This is a genomic window from Breznakia pachnodae, assembly GCF_030814225.1.
GTDB classification, from domain to species: Bacteria; Bacillota_I; Bacilli_A; order Erysipelotrichales; family Erysipelotrichaceae; genus Breznakia; species Breznakia pachnodae.
The window spans coordinates 289,413-305,917 of record NZ_JAUSUR010000003.1 but is presented as its reverse complement, the minus strand read 5'-3'; the positions used below and the strand labels follow the sequence as shown (position 1 = coordinate 305,917).

The following is a 16,505-nucleotide window of genomic DNA, read 5'->3' as shown; positions in this document are numbered from 1 at the left end:
CCCTACTTCATTCTTTCTTTCATTGTACGAGCCATTGTTGCACGATTATCTGCGTTCGATATCGCTCCACCAACAATGATTACTTCAGGATTTGCTTCCACAATTGGATCCAAAGAATCTAATTTTACTCCACCAGCAATAGCTGATTTTGCATTTGTTACATTTGCATTAATAATAATCAGATCACCCAAAGGACTCTTTGTACTACCTTGTACATCAAATGCAGTATGACAACAAATATAATCTACGCCCATTGCATCTACTTCCTGTACTCGCTTGGCTAAGTCTTTGACACAGACCATATCAATCATTACTTTACCACCATAGGTTTTAGCAGCTTTTAATGCTCCAATAATCGTTTCATCATTGGTAACACCTAATACTGTTACAATATCTGCCCCTGCTTTAAATGCTCCTGTTGCCTCTAACTCTCCAGCATCCATAATCTTTGTATCTGCTAATATATCCAGTTGAGGATAACGTTCTTTAAATACACGCACTGGCTTATTTCCTTCTTCCAATAAAAACGGTGTACCAACCTCTACTATATCTACATAATCTTTTACTTCATCCAATAACTCGACACACTCATTAATTGTTAATGTATCTAAGGCAATCTGTAATTTCATAATCATACACTCCTTACGCTTATAATTTTTCTAACTCCACTTACTTGTTTTAATCTGATCGGATCCTGTTCATCAGTCACAAAATAGTCATACTCAGAAAACTTCCCATAAATGTAGGTTGATGTTTTATCAAACTTCGATGCATCACAAACAATGACATTCACATCACTACTCTTATGAACCTGTCTTCTCACAGCAATTTCTTCCAAAGAAAATGTTGTAAATCCATCCATATTCTTAAAACCATCACTACCAGTAATCGCTACATCAATGTGAATTGTTTTCAGTACGTCTACTGCATATCCACCAATGAGTGCTTTTCCTCGTTTCTGTAATAGTCCTCCACAGACAATTACATTGTGTTCACTGTCAGAAACAATGTTGGCTACTTGAATTGAGTTCGTCACAACCGTTAAGTTTCGCTTTACACGAAGCAACTTTGCGACCTGAATAGAAGTACTTCCAGCATCTAAATAAATCATTGAACCATCTTCAATTAAGTCAAGTGTAGCTCTGGCAATATGCTTCTTAGCTTCCAAGTTCTCTTGTAGTTTCACATCCAAAGGCAACTGAAAATAATCATTAATTACAGTCGCTCCTCCATGGGATTTACTAATGACTCCCATGCGATCTAAAAAATGCAGATCTTTTCGGATTGTCTCACTCGACACTTGAAACTGATGAGCCAAATCTTTAACTTTTACTTTTCCTTCACTGATGACAATTTTTGATATTTCATCTCGACGTTTTTTTGTTTTTTGTGACATAATGTATCCTCTCACCCTAATCATAACTATTTGTTGGGATAACACAATAGAAGTGTATCTTTTTTATGAAATAAAAGCGTAAAAAGTTGGCTTTTTCAAATTATTGTTTTGAATTCCCAACTTTTTATCTTGTTTTTAAAAACGATTCTCACTGCGGTGGATGATTGCATCCTGTGTATCACTCATTAATGATACAAATTGCGCACAATATCCAGCAACCCGAACAATTAAATCCGTATAATTTTCAGGTTCCTTTTGTGCTTGTCTTAAGACGTCTGAATCGACGACATTAAATTGATTATGATAAATTCCCTTCTTACAGCAAACTTTCAAAAATGATACAAAGGTATCTAAATTATCACCTTCAAGTGCTTCTGGTGAAAAACGCATATTTAAAAGTTGTCCTGCAGCTACCTGTCCATTTGGTAATTTTGATACTGAATTAATTACTGCAGTTGGTCCATTTACATCCGTTCCTTCAGTAGGTGAACACCCCTCATTCAAAGGGCTTTTTGCCATTCTGCCATCTGGAGTTGCTCCTACATCTAAGCCATTGGGAACATAGGATGTAATGTTTGATGTTGACATTGTATACTTACTAATTTGTGGACCTTTGCCATAGGCTGTTGTCTTATAATCTGGTAATAATTCGAGATAAGAATTGAATATATCCACTACGATTTCATCTACGTAATCTTCATCATTTCCAAACTTTTCAACCTTTTTCACCATCTGATGAATCTTCTTAGATTCTAGTGACTGCCAATTATCTTCCATTGCTTTTTTTAGTTCTTCAAGGGTCAGCTTTTTCTCTTCGAATACCAATTTTTTCAGTACTGCAAATGAGTTACCAACTACACTTGGTCCAATATTAGATTGAGAAATAATATCATATTGTGCTCCACCCAATTTCAATATTTTTCCTTTTTCTAGACAATTATCGATTAAGCTTGATGCAAATGGATCGGCATCATACTTCGCTAAAGAGTAATCACAAATATGGTCACAGTCGACAGCTAAATCAGTATAATATTTCAATAGCTTCTTCCACCCTTGCCATACATCTTCATAAGAATGAAAGTCTGATTCTTTTGTTTCTTCATTATTATTTATTGTAGTTAAGCGAATTCCTGATAAAGGATCATAACCATTATTTAGAAGTATCTCTACTAATTTCCCCCAGTTTACATACGTCATACCAGTTGCACGATGTCCATACTTTCCTGGTATTCCTGTCTCCACACAACCAATCGCTACATAATCCAGTGCATCTTCTTTTGGTATTCCTAAATCTTCTTTTGCCTTCACAATAATATCATCATTAAACATACTTGGCATTCCACAACCAGTACGAATTAACTTTGATGCAAGTCGTAGCAGTGCTTCTGGTGTCTCTTTATTATAACGCATTGAAAAGTTTGGTTCAGCAAGTGAACATAAGTTCATCGCTTCAATGCATAAGTAAGATAAATCATTGGTTCCATCACTTTCATCTTTACGATATCCTCCAATCATCAGATTGGAATATAGTGGATATCCCTGTGAGAAACGAGTATGCCCATATGGCCTTACTTTATTCAAACTACTATTCATAATAAACATATGCGTAATAATTTCTAATGCTTTATCTTCATTAATTATTTTATTTTTTAAGTCTGCTTCATAGAATGGTTCAATATATTGGTCAAAACGACCATAACAGAAAGAGTGTCCATTGCTTTCAATCATCTGTAAGATATGAACTAGATATACAGACTCTACTGCTTCATAAAAACTCAATGCTTTTCGTTCCAGCAAATGAACACACATTCTGGCAATTTCAAATAGTTCTTTTCGGCGTTTTACATCCTTGCAATCATGTGCCATATCAGCAGCCAGTCTTCCATAACGCTTAACCCAACGAAGTGATGCCTTCAAAGAAATAATAACTGCATTATAAAAGTCTATTTTATCCTGGTCATCCGTTTTTGATAACTGCATACGTGCTTCTTCAATTAAGCCCAGAAATCCAACTTCCAGTACTTTTTCATGTTTAGGGACAATATGTCCATCCCCACTCATGGAGATACCACCACGATGCAATACACCTTGTTTTTCTGCCAATAAATTAACTTCTGGTAAATTCTTTTTCACTTCATCTTCATGTGTATTGCCATGCCAATAATTATGAATACTTTTTAATTCTTCCTTTGTTTTTAGATCGATTTGAAACACATCACCTTCACGTAATGCAAACTCATCCAATTCATCAATTACCCAATCAATTGAGTACTCAGGAAAGATTGGAGCTGCAAAATTTCTTGAAGCCTGATTTCCAAAGATAAGACTATCTTCTTCAATATAAATACTCATATGATCTAATGTATAAGCAAATGCTTTCGCTTTTCTTAAAATGTATGGTTCACCCTCTGTCTGCTTAAAACTCTCTGTATATAAAAGAGCCCGTTGTGAACAGATTGATGCCTGACGTTTTTCCATTTTTTGCTGCAATCGGCGGATTCTTTCCACATCAATGCAGTTGCTCATTATTTTGTACTCTAGCATTTCTTTCATAGGCTTCTAAAAACCTCCAATATCTTTCAACTTCATTCTACAATGATAAACCCTATAATTCAAATTATATGTTTTAAAAAAGTGCATATGCACTTTCCTAATAACTATCTTTCGTCTCTTTCGCTCCATCGACATTTAAAACAACTGGAGTAGACTTATATCCAATTCCCATACGATCGATACCCATATCAATCAGTTTTAAGAAATGTTCTCTTGTGCGAATACATCCACTACCTTTGACTTTTGCTTTACCATCTACTGCATCCATCATCACTTGAATTACTTCATAACTAGCACCATGTGCTTCGATACCAGTTAAGAAACCAGTACTTGTTTTTACGAAGTCAGCTCCTGCTGCTACAGCACACTCACATGATTTTCTCACTTCATCCATTGTTAGTGCATCAGTTTCAAAAATAACCTTTAACTCTACATTATATTTATGGCAAACATCAGCAACTGCCTTAATATCTGCCGTTACTTCATCCCACATACCACTGCGGATCCATCCATAATTAGCAACAATATCTAACTCTAAAATATCATCTGCATAGTTACTAAGAATCAATTCAGCTTGTGCAACTTTCGACTCTGTAGTGCTTGTTCCAAAAGGAAAGTCACAGACTGGACATACTTTTGTATCTGTTCCCTTACACATCTTTGCTGCCATATCAACTGATGATGGATTTACACAAACGGTAATACATCCATAATCAATTCCTTCTTGAATATACTTCTTAATTTCTTCTTGTGTAAACTCTGGTTTCAATACTGATTGGTCAATATAACGTGCCAATTCCTTAGCACTCATCTCACTCGCTTTTTTTGTAGGCTTCATACTGTTACCTCCTCTTTCTAATTACAGTATAGAGAAGGAAATAAAAAATGTCAATGAAAAACGTTCAAAATCTTTCATTAACATTCAAATTCTATCTTATTCAGCAATTATTAGGTTTGCTGGTTTTTTATATTTTGCCCCAAATGCATCCATAACAACACCATCAAATTCCTTAATAGTGCTGAACTTATAAAACCCTCTGGTATCCATTTTCGCTGAATCAATCAATAGATATTTCTTTAATGATTGTTTCATTGCAGCACTTTTGATTTGAGCACTTCCCATTTCAGCTGTATAAGCAATGCCTTCTACAACATCAACTCCTGCACAACCAATAAATGCATAATCAAAATTAAACATCTCTACTGTCTGTAAAGCAATCGAACCAATATTCATATTATATCTTGGCATATAATTACCACCAACGCGAATCAGTTCCAGTGTACTTCCTTCTTTGATCTTCACAAAATTATTATGCGTAACAATCTTTACTCGTTTACCTTCCAGATAATCGGTTAAGAACATTAAAGTTGTTCCACCATCAATAAAGATACAATCGCCATCCTGCACCAGTGAAGCACTATATCGACAAATCTTCTTCTTCGCATCAATATTAATTCCACTCTTCTGCTGCATTGTTAATTCTTTATCATCCGTCAGTGTTCCCAAACTGACTTTTGTAGCACCACCATGTACCCGTTTTAATTTATTCTGTTTCTCCAGTTCTTCGAAATCTCTACGTATTGTTGATTCCGATGCATTCAGCTGCTGACAGATTGCCTTTAAAGTTATTACTCCACTTTGTTCCAACTGATCTAATATATATATAAATCTCTCGCTTGCTAACATAGATAAACCTCTCTTATATTATAAAAATAGTATACCACAAAAAAACAAGTAATAACTTGCTTCTTATTGATTATATCGCTGTAATCGCTGTGTTAGTGTACCACTATGAATTTCAAATAGATGCTTGTCATAATCATAGAAATATATAGATTGACCTTCTCCCTCTACTCGGCTCCGTTCTGGTTTTATTTCAACTCCCAGTTGTCTGATTCTATCTGCATAATCTGAAAACTCATTATCGTCTACCCGAAAAGCAATATGATTATAAGTCTTCTCTTTTAAAGAGTCACCTTCCATTGTTGCAATCCAAATATCTCCAATCAGGAAGAATTTCTCTTTTGAAAGTGAATACTCTTTTCCATCACTGGAGTACACTTCTTTTGCATCAAATATTGTTTCTAGAAATAACTTCATCTTATCTAAATCTTTCACAATAAATGTAATGTGACTAATACCTTTGATCATATTGTAACTCCTATAGTTTTACATCAAATTCTTTCATTAATGTTTGAATTACTGCTTCCTCTTCATTTGTGCCAATTACATGCTTACTAATTTCTTTAATTTTTGGATAAGCATTTCCCATTGCATAAGACTCACCCACACTTTGTAACATTTCATAATCATTCATGTAATCTCCAAATGCCATTGTTTCTTCTTTGCTAATATTAAACTTTTCCTGAAACGCTTTGATTCCTCTTCCTTTATTTGCACCCTTGCTGGAGAAGTCAATCCATTCAACACCGGAAATACTTATATTAATATCGTCTTTTAAATTATCAAATAAAGCGACTCTTCCTTCTGCATTATTATCAGAATTATAAAGTGTCAATTTGACAATTTCATCTTTCACATCATATAAACTATCTACAGTTTCAATTGTAGGATAATACTGTCTTAGATATTCTTTTATCTTTTCATCACAAGTTAGAGAATATGTATGATTCACACAAGCAGCAATTGGCAATACATTATCTATTTTATCTACAATATGCAAAATCTTATGAACATATTCTTTCGACATTTCTTGAGCATACAAATATTTATCTTCATATACTGCAATTGTTCCATTCTCTGCAATATAAGCCAATTCTTTTGCAATCCCATCAAAGTCACGATACAGAGATGCAAGTGATCTTCCTGTTGCAATACCACAGACAACTCCTTTATCCATAATTGCCTTTAATACCTGTTTGGTATTTTTTGGCATTTCTTTATTATCTTTTAATAAGGTCCCATCCATATCCATAAATACTAATTTAATCATGTAGTTTCTCCTTTTCCTAACATGTCTATTTAACACTAAACCTCTTTACTTCAATACGCCCCTATATTCTATACCAAATAAAGAAACACTGCCACTAATAAAACAAAAAAAGTTGTTTCAACTTACTGAAACAACCTTATGTTATCGTACCATTCCCCCATGAAAATAACATTCATATATCTTATCATTTTCATAATATATTTCTTCATATCCCTGATACCAATCCATATCTCCATTCACTTCACAACTATAAGTGTAAGAACCTTGCTGATAAAACTTTGGACCACGATATGGATTACTTTTATCACCTCTCAACAGTGCTTCTTTTAGAAAATCACCACTGAATCGATCATCCAAAACTCTTCCAACATAATTCATGGAATACACTGGTACTTCTTTTATCCACACTGCTTCTTCTCCTGTGAAGTATTCACTACCAAGATAAGTGTCAATATATAAATAGTCATTTTCTTCATACTTATAATCATATGAATTTGGTCTTGAAGATTCACATTTTCCTTGCTTTGCAGCATATGTATGATGTTTTGCTTTCAATAAGAATTCAGTTAATACCTCTTTTGATGTAATAGTCGAATCAGTAATTGATACCTCACAATCATTATCTTTTACCAGGTAATCAACTGACACTTTAAAGATATCACTAATATGAATTAAATTATCAATATCTGGATATGTCTGCCCACTTTCCCATTTTGCGACCGCCTGTCTTGATACTAATAATTTATCTGATAGTTCTTCCTGAGTGATTCCTCTGCTTTTTCTAAGTAATTGAAGTTTTTGAGAAAAATTCATAATGACTCCTCCATCTATAAACTTAGTATATCATCTACAATCTTTAATGAACATCAATCATCAGTTGCTTTTTTGATACCTATGGTTGCATTGCAATAAAATGTAGTATAATTTGTTTATGAAAGAAACCAAGATTAAGAGGGACACAACATGAAATATGAATTTAGCGCAAAACCTTATCATTATTCATCAACTCCGGGAATGACTGGTTGGACCTTTGTAGCACTTCCAAAAGAACTATCCATAGAAATTAGAGAAAACTTCAAAATGCAGGAAGAAGGTTGGGGGCGACTAAAGGCAACCATTAAAGTTGGTAAGAGTGAATGGAACACAGCTATCTGGTTTGATACAAAAAAAGATACCTATCTGCTTCCACTGAAAGCAGCAATTCGGAAAAAAGAAAAAGTGGAATTAGGTAAAGAAGTAAAAGTTAATATTAATTTGAAGTTATAGAAAAAAGTCCGTTTGGACTTTTTTAGTATATTAGACAAATTAACTCTTCTTTTTAATTACAATTTCATCAATTGCTTTACGAGGTCTTGCTTTTGGATCTTCATCTGGATATCCTATCGCAACTGCAGAGACCAGTTCCAAATCAGGATAACCTGCATACGTACATATTTCTTTTTCTGTATATGCAGTATCACGAATCCATACTGAACCCAAATCTAAATTCACTGCCTCCAAACAAATATGTTCGATTGCAGCACCAATTGAAACATAATCACCAAGATCCCATATCTCATCTTTCTCTCTAAAAACTAAAATTAAGAGAGGTGCACTTTTTATTGTCCATGCCGAGTATTTTGAACTATTCATGTATCCTGGTAATTCATAGACATTTGTTTCAAATAGATCCAGCATAATCTGTGCTACTTGATCTTTTTCTTCATCCTGCAATATCATCAGCTGCCAAGGCTGACGATTTTTCGCTGATTGACATAGCCTTGCACTTTCAATCAGTTTTTCTATTTTCTCAGATTCAACTTTCTTGTCCTGATATTTACGAATACTTCTTCTATTTTTTACTACTGTTTCAAACTCCATTACATACCTCCTTATTCAATCGCAATCCATACTTCCTGATGTTCATTTTGCATATAACACTCGATTACTGGTAAGTCTGCCATCTTATAACCACTACTTGGTAACCATTGTGCATAGAATGTTTTATATACATTTTGTACAGATTGAGGAAGTGGTCCATCAGCATTGATAATAACCCATTTAGCTGCTGGTATTGTTATTTTCTCAATATCTTCAGGAACTTCACATCTTACACATTCCTCTACATCCACATACGTTGTAACGGACAAATAATAATTCAAATCACCTTCTACACTGGCAACATCACCTTCTGTGATTCCCAGTACTCCAGAAGGGCGCATATCAGCCTGCATACAGATATCCATAAGACGTTGAAATCTTCCATCGACTAAAGAATCATCCCACATCTTTGGTATTACTTTGAAAGCATCTTCTGCTCTTAATTCTTCTTTGAATCCAGCTGCCTCAAAAGCAGGCCAGTCTTCAATTGAATACTTCATCTCTACATCTCCTTTCGTGATTAACTGAAAGGAGATCTTAGGTATGGATGTCAATTGTACTCGCCTTTTTCTTATTTGTGATGGCAACACACCATGAAACTTCTGGAATGCTCTACTGAATGCTTCATTTGATGAATATCCATACCGCATTGCTACATCTAAAATAGAATCATTACCACTCATGATATCGTATGCAGCAAGTGTCAGTCTGCGATTACGAATATATGTAGCTAATGATTGGTTAGCTATATAAGAAAACATTCTCTGATAATTATGAATCGAACATTGTGCAATTCGTTCTACTTCTTTCATATCAATTTCACCTCGAAGATTTTCTTCTATATAATCAATTACTGCATTCATTTGATTCATCCAGTTCATAACGATACTCCTCTCTATCTTAATCATATCGAAATCAGATATAACATACTTGATATAATTGTATTCAGTTATGTCAATTTTACTCCATTATAACATATGAAAAGCAACTCATTTCAATCAACAAGTTGCTTTTCATTACCTAATTTATTATATTTCTATAACCTTTATCTGCATGCTTAGAATGATATACAAATCCTTATTATATCTAACTTATAACTCTATATTTCAGCATCGTAATAGTAGTTAATTACGATTGGATCTTCTGATTTTTCTAATACGAAATCAGGGCGATCAGCTCCAAAATATTCAAACTCTGTTGTATTACCAAATGGGTATTGGTAATCATCTACAACGATTAATGTTCCCACTTCCAAAGTAATTACTTCTTCATAGAATACTTCAATTGGTTCTCCATCAGTATCCGCTAACCAGTGATAAATAATAATATCTTCTGTATAGTAAGTTGCTGAATTAGAGAATACTACCTGGTGAGTTCCGCCCTTCTTCAATTGAGTTGCTTCTTTACCTTTTGAACATGCATCATTTGTACGCGTTCCAACGATGTTTCCATCCTTGAATCCTGCTTTATTAGCATCCCCGATTAATCCAGTTCCGTTGTAGTAAACTCCTTCTGGTTCAGAATACCATGAGTAATTACCCATGTTACTTAAATTTCTCTTTACTGTAGAATATGTATTTACTACATCTACAGCTACATCATCAGTTACTACTAAACCTGAGTTTAAATATATTTCTTTAACCACTGCATTATCATAAGCTCTTAACATTTGTTTATCTGCCTGTAAAGCTGATACACCACTGTTGATGTTTCTTGATACTCCAGTAATTGAACTTCCATTATCTTCCGCTTGGATGTGAGCTATCTGTGTTCTTGCCCCACAACTTCCACCTTCTCCATATACAGTTGCACCTTTCCAAGCATAAATATCTCTATATGCCCAGATACCTGTACTGTCTGCACCAGATGCATAACCCCTAATGATTGATGAATAATATGGTTTGATATCGTTATAACACCAGATACCATAGTTTGTCCCATAACCGTTTATTTCTCCACCTTCCATTTGGATTTCATTATAAACATAGAACCCTGCTGTAGTCCCCGTAGCATTCACTACCCCTACACCAGACTTTGTATACTTAAACGCTTTTAAGTGACCACCAACATTAATTCCATATTGACCCGCAGTATTTGCATTTAAAGTACCATTCCCTCTAAACTCCAAATTCTTCTTTGCATAAATCGAATCAATATTAACTGGTGTTGTATTGTTCAAATAAATCAATTGATTCTTTGAACTATAAATTACTGCACTCTCATCCAACAAGTATGTTCCCTTTTTTGTTGTAAGAACATTTGTACCATTGCTTTGTGTTGTAATCGTTGCATCATAACCTTTTAAATCAACGCTTGAAGTTAATACACTATAGCTAGCTGCATCAGCTTCTAACATTACTGAGGGCAAAGTTAAAACTGATACAAAGCTTACCATTACAACAAATACACCAATAAAACGCTTATAAAGTTTTCTCATTTTCATTGTTCTCTCCTTATCTATTGTGATCTTCTAAGCACTACTGTTAGACGCGACACTACATATTTTGGTTTTCACTTTTCAGATAAAACAACAAAAGGACTAGGCTATCAATGATAGACTTAGTCCTTATTTTCTTCACAATAAATATTGTATTTGATATTAATAAGTAATTACATACTTTTTCTCTTCTAATGCCTTTATTGCATCATCCAAGTTCTCTGTTTTCACTAGAATATAGTCTGTGTTATAAGTAGATACTACAAAAATTCCAATCTTATGATCTGCCAAAATTGTTGATATCTTTGACAGTATTCCAATTAGTGAGAAATCTAAAACCCCAACTATCTTGAAACATGACCATCCATCTTCCTTTTCACTGTGGTTATCAATGACGATATTCTCATCACAAACTAGTGACAACTCATCATCTGTCTTAGATAAAAACACAAACTCACTATCTAATGATAGATTATTCAGTGAATTCAGTTTGTAAACACTAAACTTATTTTCCAATACCTTTAATTCCATGTTCTCACTCCTCTCTTAATATAGAAAATAGCAGAATCAATGATTCTGCTATTAACTGTTTATTTCTAGAATTCAGATAATTTAACTAAACGACTGTAACGTCTTTCAGCATCTTTCTTCGTTTTCGCAAAACTTTCGTAAGCTGTTTCTCCCTTAATCTTAACTAATTGAGAGTAACGAGTTTCGTTTAAGATAAAGTCTTGGAATTTATCGAAGTCTGGCGCCTTAGAATCGATTGTAAGAGGTTTTTCCTCATTACGTGGGTCATAACGATACAATGTCCAGTATCCACACTCAACTGCCGCTTTTTGCGTTTTTTGGTGATTCGATAATCCACCTTTAATACCATGTTCAATACATGGAGCATAAGCGATTACAAGTGATGGTCCGTTGTAACTTTCTGCTTCATTAAATGCTTTAATTGTTTGAATACGGTTAGCACCCATTGCGATACTTGCAACATATACATGACCATAAGCCATAGCAATTTGTCCAAGATCTTTCTTAGATGTAGCCTTACCACCAGCAGCGAATTTTGCAATACTAGCAGCTTGAGAAGCCTTAGATGATTGTCCACCTGTGTTAGAGTAAACCTCAGTATCTAATACCATAATGTTTACATTTAAGTCGTTTGCAAGAACGTGGTCAAGTCCACCGTAACCGATGTCATATGCCCATCCATCTCCACCAACGATCCATACAGACTTACCAACTAAGTCACGTTCGTATTCAAGAATTGGTTTAACTGCTTCAACTTTTGAAGCCTTAACTAGTGAAACTAGGTTATCTTTAATTGCTCTTTGAGCATTACGATCACCATCAGCAGCGATGTAAGCTTCAAATGCTTCTTTCAATTCAGGTTCTACAGCATCAAGGTTTTGTTCCATAATGTCTAAGATTGTACCTTCTTTGAATGTTTGTGCTAATGCCATACCATAACCATATTCAGCATTATCTTCAAATAATGAGTTTGCCCAAGCAACCCCTTCTCCGTTTTTATCAGCGATAAATGGAGTAGATGGAGTGGATCCACAATAGATTGAAGAACATCCAGTTGCATTAGCAACCATCATATCTTTACCAAATAATTGAGAAATTAAACGGTAGTATGGAGTTTCCCCACATCCTGGACATGCACCACTTACTTCAAAGTAAGGAGTCATGAATTGAGATTCTTTTACAACATTTGCTGTATGGTAACCTAATTTAGGTTCCGTTTCTTTGTATAGGTAATCAGCCAATGGAGCTTCTTCGATCATTTCGTGAATTTCTACCATTTCTAGAGCTTTCTTACCAGCTTTACCTGGACATTCTACTGCACAAAGTCCACAACCAACACAGTTGTCTGGTGAAATTTGAATACGGTATTTGAATTCTTCACAACCTTTACCCATTGCTGGAATTGTTTCGAATTCTTGTGGTGCATTTTTAATTTCTTCATCCGTTAACATGAACTGACGTACAGTTGCATGAGGACATACAAATGAACAGAATCCACATTGGATACAGTTTTCTGGATGCCAAGTAGGAACTTCAGTAGCAATTTCACGTTTTTCTTTGAACGCTACATTGTTTCTCATTGATCCATCTAACAAGTTATATTTTGTGAAAGCTGATACTGGCATTTCATTACCCATTTGAGTATTGATTGGTTCCACATGTTTGTCGAAGTATTCATCACCAGTAGTTCTTCCTAATTCATCATATTTAAGGTCAGCCCATGCTGGATCAACAGTAACTTCCACAAGTCCTGCTTTACCTTCATCGATTGCTTTGTAGTTCATTTCAACTACTTCATCACCTTTTTTACCATATGATTTCTTAGCAGCTTCTTTCATCAATCCAACTGCTTGATCATAAGGCATGATTTGTTCGTTTAATGCAAAGAATGCAGATTGTAGAATCGTGTTTGTTCTACGTCCCATTCCAATTTTAGTTGCAATATCAGTTGCATCAATAACATAGAATTTTGCATTACGTTTTGCCAAAATCGCCTTGATACGGTTTGGCATTTGTTTTACGATTTCATCCTTAGAGAAAGTCGTATTAAGAAGGAATGTTCCTCCATCTTTCAATGATTTCAATAAATCATATTTAAACATATAAGCATCAAGTGAACAAGAAATGAAGTCCGCTTGGTTAATGTAATATGTTGAACGAATTGGTGACTTACCAAAACGCAAGTGAGAACGAGTTACCCCACCAGCTTTTTTAGAGTCATAAGCAAAGTATGCTTGTGAATATAAGTCAGTGTTATCACCAATAATCTTAATTGCATTTTTATTTGCTGATACTGTACCATCAGATCCAAGACCCCAGAATAAACAAGAAGTGTAATCACTTGTTACTTTGAAGCTTTCATCTGGTGTTAAAGATAAGTTAGTAACATCATCTTCAATACCAATTGTAAATTCTTCTTTTGGTGCATCTTTAGCTAGCTCATCATATACTGCTTTAATTTGTTGAGCAGTAGTATCCTTAGAACCCAAACCATAACGTCCACCAATAATTTTGATGTCTTTATCTTTCAATACTGAAAGTACATCTAAGTATAATGGTTCTCTTGATCCCATTTCTTTTGTACGATCAAGAACAGCAATTTTCTTAACTGATGCTGGTAATACATTTAATAAGTATTTCGTTGAGAATGGACGGTATAAGTGAACTTTAATAAGACCAACTTTTTCTCCGTTTGCGCTCATTGCATCAATTGTTTCTTGAATTGTTTCTGTTACAGATCCCATAGCAACAATAATGTTTTCTGCTTCTGGGTCTCCATAGTAAGTAAATGGTGCATAGTTTCTACCAGTATGTTCTGATAAAGCAACCATGTAGTCATTTACGATATCTGGAATTTTAGCATAATGTTCATTTTGAGCTTCTTTTCCTTGGAAGAAGATATCATCGTTTTCAGCACCACCACGAGTTACTGGGTTGGTGTGAGGGTTCAATGCGTTTGCTCTAAAACGTTCCAATGCTTCCATATCTAATTGTGATTTTAAGAAGTCATAATCCATTGCTTCGATTTTTTGAATTTCGTGAGAAGTTCTAAATCCATCAAAGAAATGTATGAATGGCACACTGCCTTTAATTGCAGATAAATGCGCAATTCCACCCAAATCCATTGCTTCCTGCACTGAATGTGAAGCAAGCATACAAGCACCTGTCTGACGACAAGCATAAACATCTTGGTGATCCCCGAAGATGTTTAGCGCTCTACTCGCTAATGCACGAGCAGCAACGTGAATAACACCAGGTAATAATTCTCCTGACATTTTATAAATATTTGGAATCATCAATAACAACCCTTGAGATGCTGTATAAGTAGCTGCTAAAGTTCCTCCCTGTAACGCACCGTGAACTGCACCTGCAGCTCCCGCTTCTGATTGCAACTCGCTTACTTTAACAAGTTGACCAAAAACGTTCTCTCTCCCCTGCGTTGACCATGTATCGGTAACTTCTGCCATTGGTGAAGATGGTGTAATAGGGTAAATCCCTGACACTTCAGTCAAAGCATACGCACTATATGCCGCTGCGGTGTTACCGTCCATAGACATGAATTTCTTTGCCATTAAAAATGTCCTCCTTTATGTCTCTAACATTTTAATTATAGACCTATTTGCCTCCAATTGAAAGCGATTTCTAGGTAAATTGCGCCTTTTAGCACAATTATTTGCCAGTTTTTTTTCATTTTACTGAACCTTCTACATTATAACAAATCTGTCAACTTTTTCATCATGTTTTTTCACTACTTTTCTATACAAAAAAGTTTCTCTAAAATTATGAATAAATCTTAGAGAAACTTATGAAATTACGCTAATTTTTCTAACAGTAATACAATGACTCCACCAAGCAATAATGCAAGTGCAGAAGTAACAATTGTAAACACATCATAGTTGGCACTAATTGGAATTAAAACAATACTACTCGCTACAACTAATCCTAGTATAAAGTTAATAGTCATTCCATGGTAATTCGCAAGTAAGAACTTCAATAATTTACCACACAAGATAATTCCCAAGATAATTCCAACTGCCATAAATCCAAGCGGAAGAATAATATCCATTTGAAAACTTGTCACATTTGCCAATAAACTTTTAAATAAATAGTACTTCCCAATAATCAGAAGAATCATCGAACCACTAACTCCTGGCATAAACATTGCACCACCTGCAATCAATCCAAGAAATACCATTGTGATCAAATAAACAGGATCAATATCAGGAAATGTCGTTAATACTAATTCTTTATTTTCTGGAGCTAAAAACATTAATCCAAAAATAATAGCACATCCAACCGCAAATGGAATTGGACTAAAACGATCATCTTTCATTTCTGTTTTTACTAATGATGGAATTGAGAATGCTACCATCCCAACAAAGCAGAACATCGTTTGTGTTGGATAGTTCGCAAAACAGATTTCCAGTACTTTTGCGAATACTACTAATCCAAGTACCGCTCCAATTCCTAATACAAATAGAAATTTAAAATCTTCTAATCTGTTTTTATTATGTCTACTGAACAGACCATCAATACTGTTCATTACCTTATTAAACATTCCAAGAACTACCATCATTGTTCCACCACTAACACCAGGTATGATGTTGGCAAGACCTACAGCAATTCCCCCAATAAATGTCTTTAACATATGTATTCCTCCATAATTACCTATGGTATATAATATCATATTTCACCTGAAAACCCATTCTTTTTTAGATTTATTAAGAATTTTTAATAAAATGCCAAGACTTATGATATAGATAAATCTCGACAT

At 34.6% G+C, this 16,505-nt stretch carries 15 protein-coding genes; 1 reads left to right on the top strand and 14 read right to left on the bottom strand.

Annotated features, from left to right (window positions below; all coding sequences use genetic code 11):
• Nucleotides 1-2: 2 nt before the first annotated feature.
• From hxlA to J2S15_RS09860, 8 genes are all read right to left on the bottom strand, one after another.
• Nucleotides 3-629 (bottom strand): 3-hexulose-6-phosphate synthase, encoded by a 627-nt coding sequence (hxlA, locus tag J2S15_RS09895; RefSeq protein ID WP_307407829.1) that lies wholly within the window; start codon nt 627-629, stop codon nt 3-5.
• A gap of 2 nt (nt 630-631) precedes the next feature.
• A complete protein-coding gene (locus J2S15_RS09890) occupies nt 632-1,396 on the bottom strand; it encodes a DeoR/GlpR family DNA-binding transcription regulator (RefSeq protein WP_307407827.1) in 765 nt (254 codons plus the stop codon).
• 135 nt (nt 1,397-1,531) lie between these two features.
• Nucleotides 1,532-3,949, bottom strand: coding sequence for a glycyl radical protein (locus J2S15_RS09885; protein ID WP_307407825.1), 2,418 nt, complete (start codon nt 3,947-3,949; stop codon nt 1,532-1,534).
• Between the two features lie 97 nt (nt 3,950-4,046).
• Complete coding sequence (gene deoC / locus J2S15_RS09880) at nt 4,047-4,787, bottom strand: deoxyribose-phosphate aldolase (RefSeq protein WP_307407823.1); 741 nt, start codon at nt 4,785-4,787, stop codon at nt 4,047-4,049.
• 96 nt (nt 4,788-4,883) lie between these two features.
• Nucleotides 4,884-5,636 (bottom strand): DeoR/GlpR family DNA-binding transcription regulator, encoded by a 753-nt coding sequence (locus J2S15_RS09875; protein WP_307407820.1) that lies wholly within the window; start codon nt 5,634-5,636, stop codon nt 4,884-4,886.
• 63 nt (nt 5,637-5,699) lie between these two features.
• Nucleotides 5,700-6,101 (bottom strand): FosX/FosE/FosI family fosfomycin resistance hydrolase, encoded by a 402-nt coding sequence (fosX, locus tag J2S15_RS09870; RefSeq protein WP_307407818.1) that lies wholly within the window; start codon nt 6,099-6,101, stop codon nt 5,700-5,702.
• A gap of 10 nt (nt 6,102-6,111) precedes the next feature.
• Entirely contained in the window at nt 6,112-6,903 is a 792-nt protein-coding gene (locus J2S15_RS09865; protein WP_307407816.1) for an HAD family hydrolase, read from the bottom strand.
• Between the two features lie 141 nt (nt 6,904-7,044).
• Nucleotides 7,045-7,716 (bottom strand): DUF5680 domain-containing protein, encoded by a 672-nt coding sequence (locus tag J2S15_RS09860; protein ID WP_307407815.1) that lies wholly within the window; start codon nt 7,714-7,716, stop codon nt 7,045-7,047.
• 150 nt (nt 7,717-7,866) lie between these two features.
• Here J2S15_RS09860 and J2S15_RS09855 point away from each other — a divergent pair, with 150 nt between their 5' ends.
• Nucleotides 7,867-8,169, top strand: coding sequence for a DUF1905 domain-containing protein (locus J2S15_RS09855; protein ID WP_307407814.1), 303 nt, complete (start codon nt 7,867-7,869; stop codon nt 8,167-8,169).
• A gap of 39 nt (nt 8,170-8,208) precedes the next feature.
• On the opposite strand, the gene J2S15_RS09850 is transcribed toward J2S15_RS09855, so the two are convergent.
• The 6 genes from J2S15_RS09850 to J2S15_RS09825 all read right to left on the bottom strand — a co-directional run bounded on the left by J2S15_RS09850 (nt 8,209) and on the right by J2S15_RS09825 (nt 16,379).
• Complete coding sequence (locus tag J2S15_RS09850; RefSeq protein WP_307407813.1) at nt 8,209-8,763, bottom strand: nitroreductase family protein; 555 nt, start codon at nt 8,761-8,763, stop codon at nt 8,209-8,211.
• 11 nt (nt 8,764-8,774) lie between these two features.
• Nucleotides 8,775-9,644 carry an AraC family transcriptional regulator gene (locus J2S15_RS09845; RefSeq protein WP_307407811.1) on the bottom strand — a complete coding sequence of 290 codons (870 nt, stop codon included), beginning with the start codon at nt 9,642-9,644 and terminating at the stop codon, nt 8,775-8,777.
• Between the two features lie 218 nt (nt 9,645-9,862).
• Entirely contained in the window at nt 9,863-11,206 is a 1,344-nt protein-coding gene (locus J2S15_RS09840; RefSeq protein WP_307407809.1) for a hypothetical protein, read from the bottom strand.
• A 156-nt stretch (nt 11,207-11,362) separates the two neighbouring features.
• Nucleotides 11,363-11,731, bottom strand: a complete 369-nt coding sequence (locus J2S15_RS09835; protein WP_307407806.1) for an ACT domain-containing protein — start codon at nt 11,729-11,731, stop codon at nt 11,363-11,365.
• Nucleotides 11,732-11,796: 65 nt separating this feature from the next.
• Nucleotides 11,797-15,303, bottom strand: a complete 3,507-nt coding sequence (gene nifJ, locus J2S15_RS09830; RefSeq protein WP_307407804.1) for a pyruvate:ferredoxin (flavodoxin) oxidoreductase — start codon at nt 15,301-15,303, stop codon at nt 11,797-11,799.
• Nucleotides 15,304-15,542: 239 nt separating this feature from the next.
• Nucleotides 15,543-16,379 carry a DUF368 domain-containing protein gene (locus J2S15_RS09825; RefSeq protein ID WP_307407802.1) on the bottom strand — a complete coding sequence of 279 codons (837 nt, stop codon included), beginning with the start codon at nt 16,377-16,379 and terminating at the stop codon, nt 15,543-15,545.
• Nucleotides 16,380-16,505 lie beyond the last annotated feature (126 nt).

What these genes read in the sequence shown, in the direction of transcription:
- J2S15_RS09855 (WP_307407814.1), top strand. Translation starts at nt 7,867, where the DNA reads ATGAAATATGAATTTAGCGCAAAACCTTATCATTATTCATCAACTCCG.
- J2S15_RS09835 (WP_307407806.1), bottom strand. Translation starts at nt 11,731, where the DNA reads ATGGAATTAAAGGTATTGGAAAATAAGTTTAGTGTTTACAAACTGAAT.
- J2S15_RS09860 (WP_307407815.1), bottom strand. Translation starts at nt 7,716, where the DNA reads ATGAATTTTTCTCAAAAACTTCAATTACTTAGAAAAAGCAGAGGAATC.
- nifJ (WP_307407804.1), bottom strand. Translation starts at nt 15,303, where the DNA reads ATGGCAAAGAAATTCATGTCTATGGACGGTAACACCGCAGCGGCATAT.
- J2S15_RS09865 (WP_307407816.1), bottom strand. Translation starts at nt 6,903, where the DNA reads ATGATTAAATTAGTATTTATGGATATGGATGGGACCTTATTAAAAGAT.
- deoC (WP_307407823.1), bottom strand. Translation starts at nt 4,787, where the DNA reads ATGAAGCCTACAAAAAAAGCGAGTGAGATGAGTGCTAAGGAATTGGCA.
- J2S15_RS09840 (WP_307407809.1), bottom strand. Translation starts at nt 11,206, where the DNA reads ATGAAAATGAGAAAACTTTATAAGCGTTTTATTGGTGTATTTGTTGTA.
- J2S15_RS09885 (WP_307407825.1), bottom strand. Translation starts at nt 3,949, where the DNA reads ATGAAAGAAATGCTAGAGTACAAAATAATGAGCAACTGCATTGATGTG.
- hxlA (WP_307407829.1), bottom strand. Translation starts at nt 629, where the DNA reads ATGAAATTACAGATTGCCTTAGATACATTAACAATTAATGAGTGTGTC.
- J2S15_RS09850 (WP_307407813.1), bottom strand. Translation starts at nt 8,763, where the DNA reads ATGGAGTTTGAAACAGTAGTAAAAAATAGAAGAAGTATTCGTAAATAT.
- J2S15_RS09875 (WP_307407820.1), bottom strand. Translation starts at nt 5,636, where the DNA reads ATGTTAGCAAGCGAGAGATTTATATATATATTAGATCAGTTGGAACAA.
- J2S15_RS09845 (WP_307407811.1), bottom strand. Translation starts at nt 9,644, where the DNA reads ATGAACTGGATGAATCAAATGAATGCAGTAATTGATTATATAGAAGAA.
- J2S15_RS09825 (WP_307407802.1), bottom strand. Translation starts at nt 16,379, where the DNA reads ATGTTAAAGACATTTATTGGGGGAATTGCTGTAGGTCTTGCCAACATC.
- J2S15_RS09890 (WP_307407827.1), bottom strand. Translation starts at nt 1,396, where the DNA reads ATGTCACAAAAAACAAAAAAACGTCGAGATGAAATATCAAAAATTGTC.
- fosX (WP_307407818.1), bottom strand. Translation starts at nt 6,101, where the DNA reads ATGATCAAAGGTATTAGTCACATTACATTTATTGTGAAAGATTTAGAT.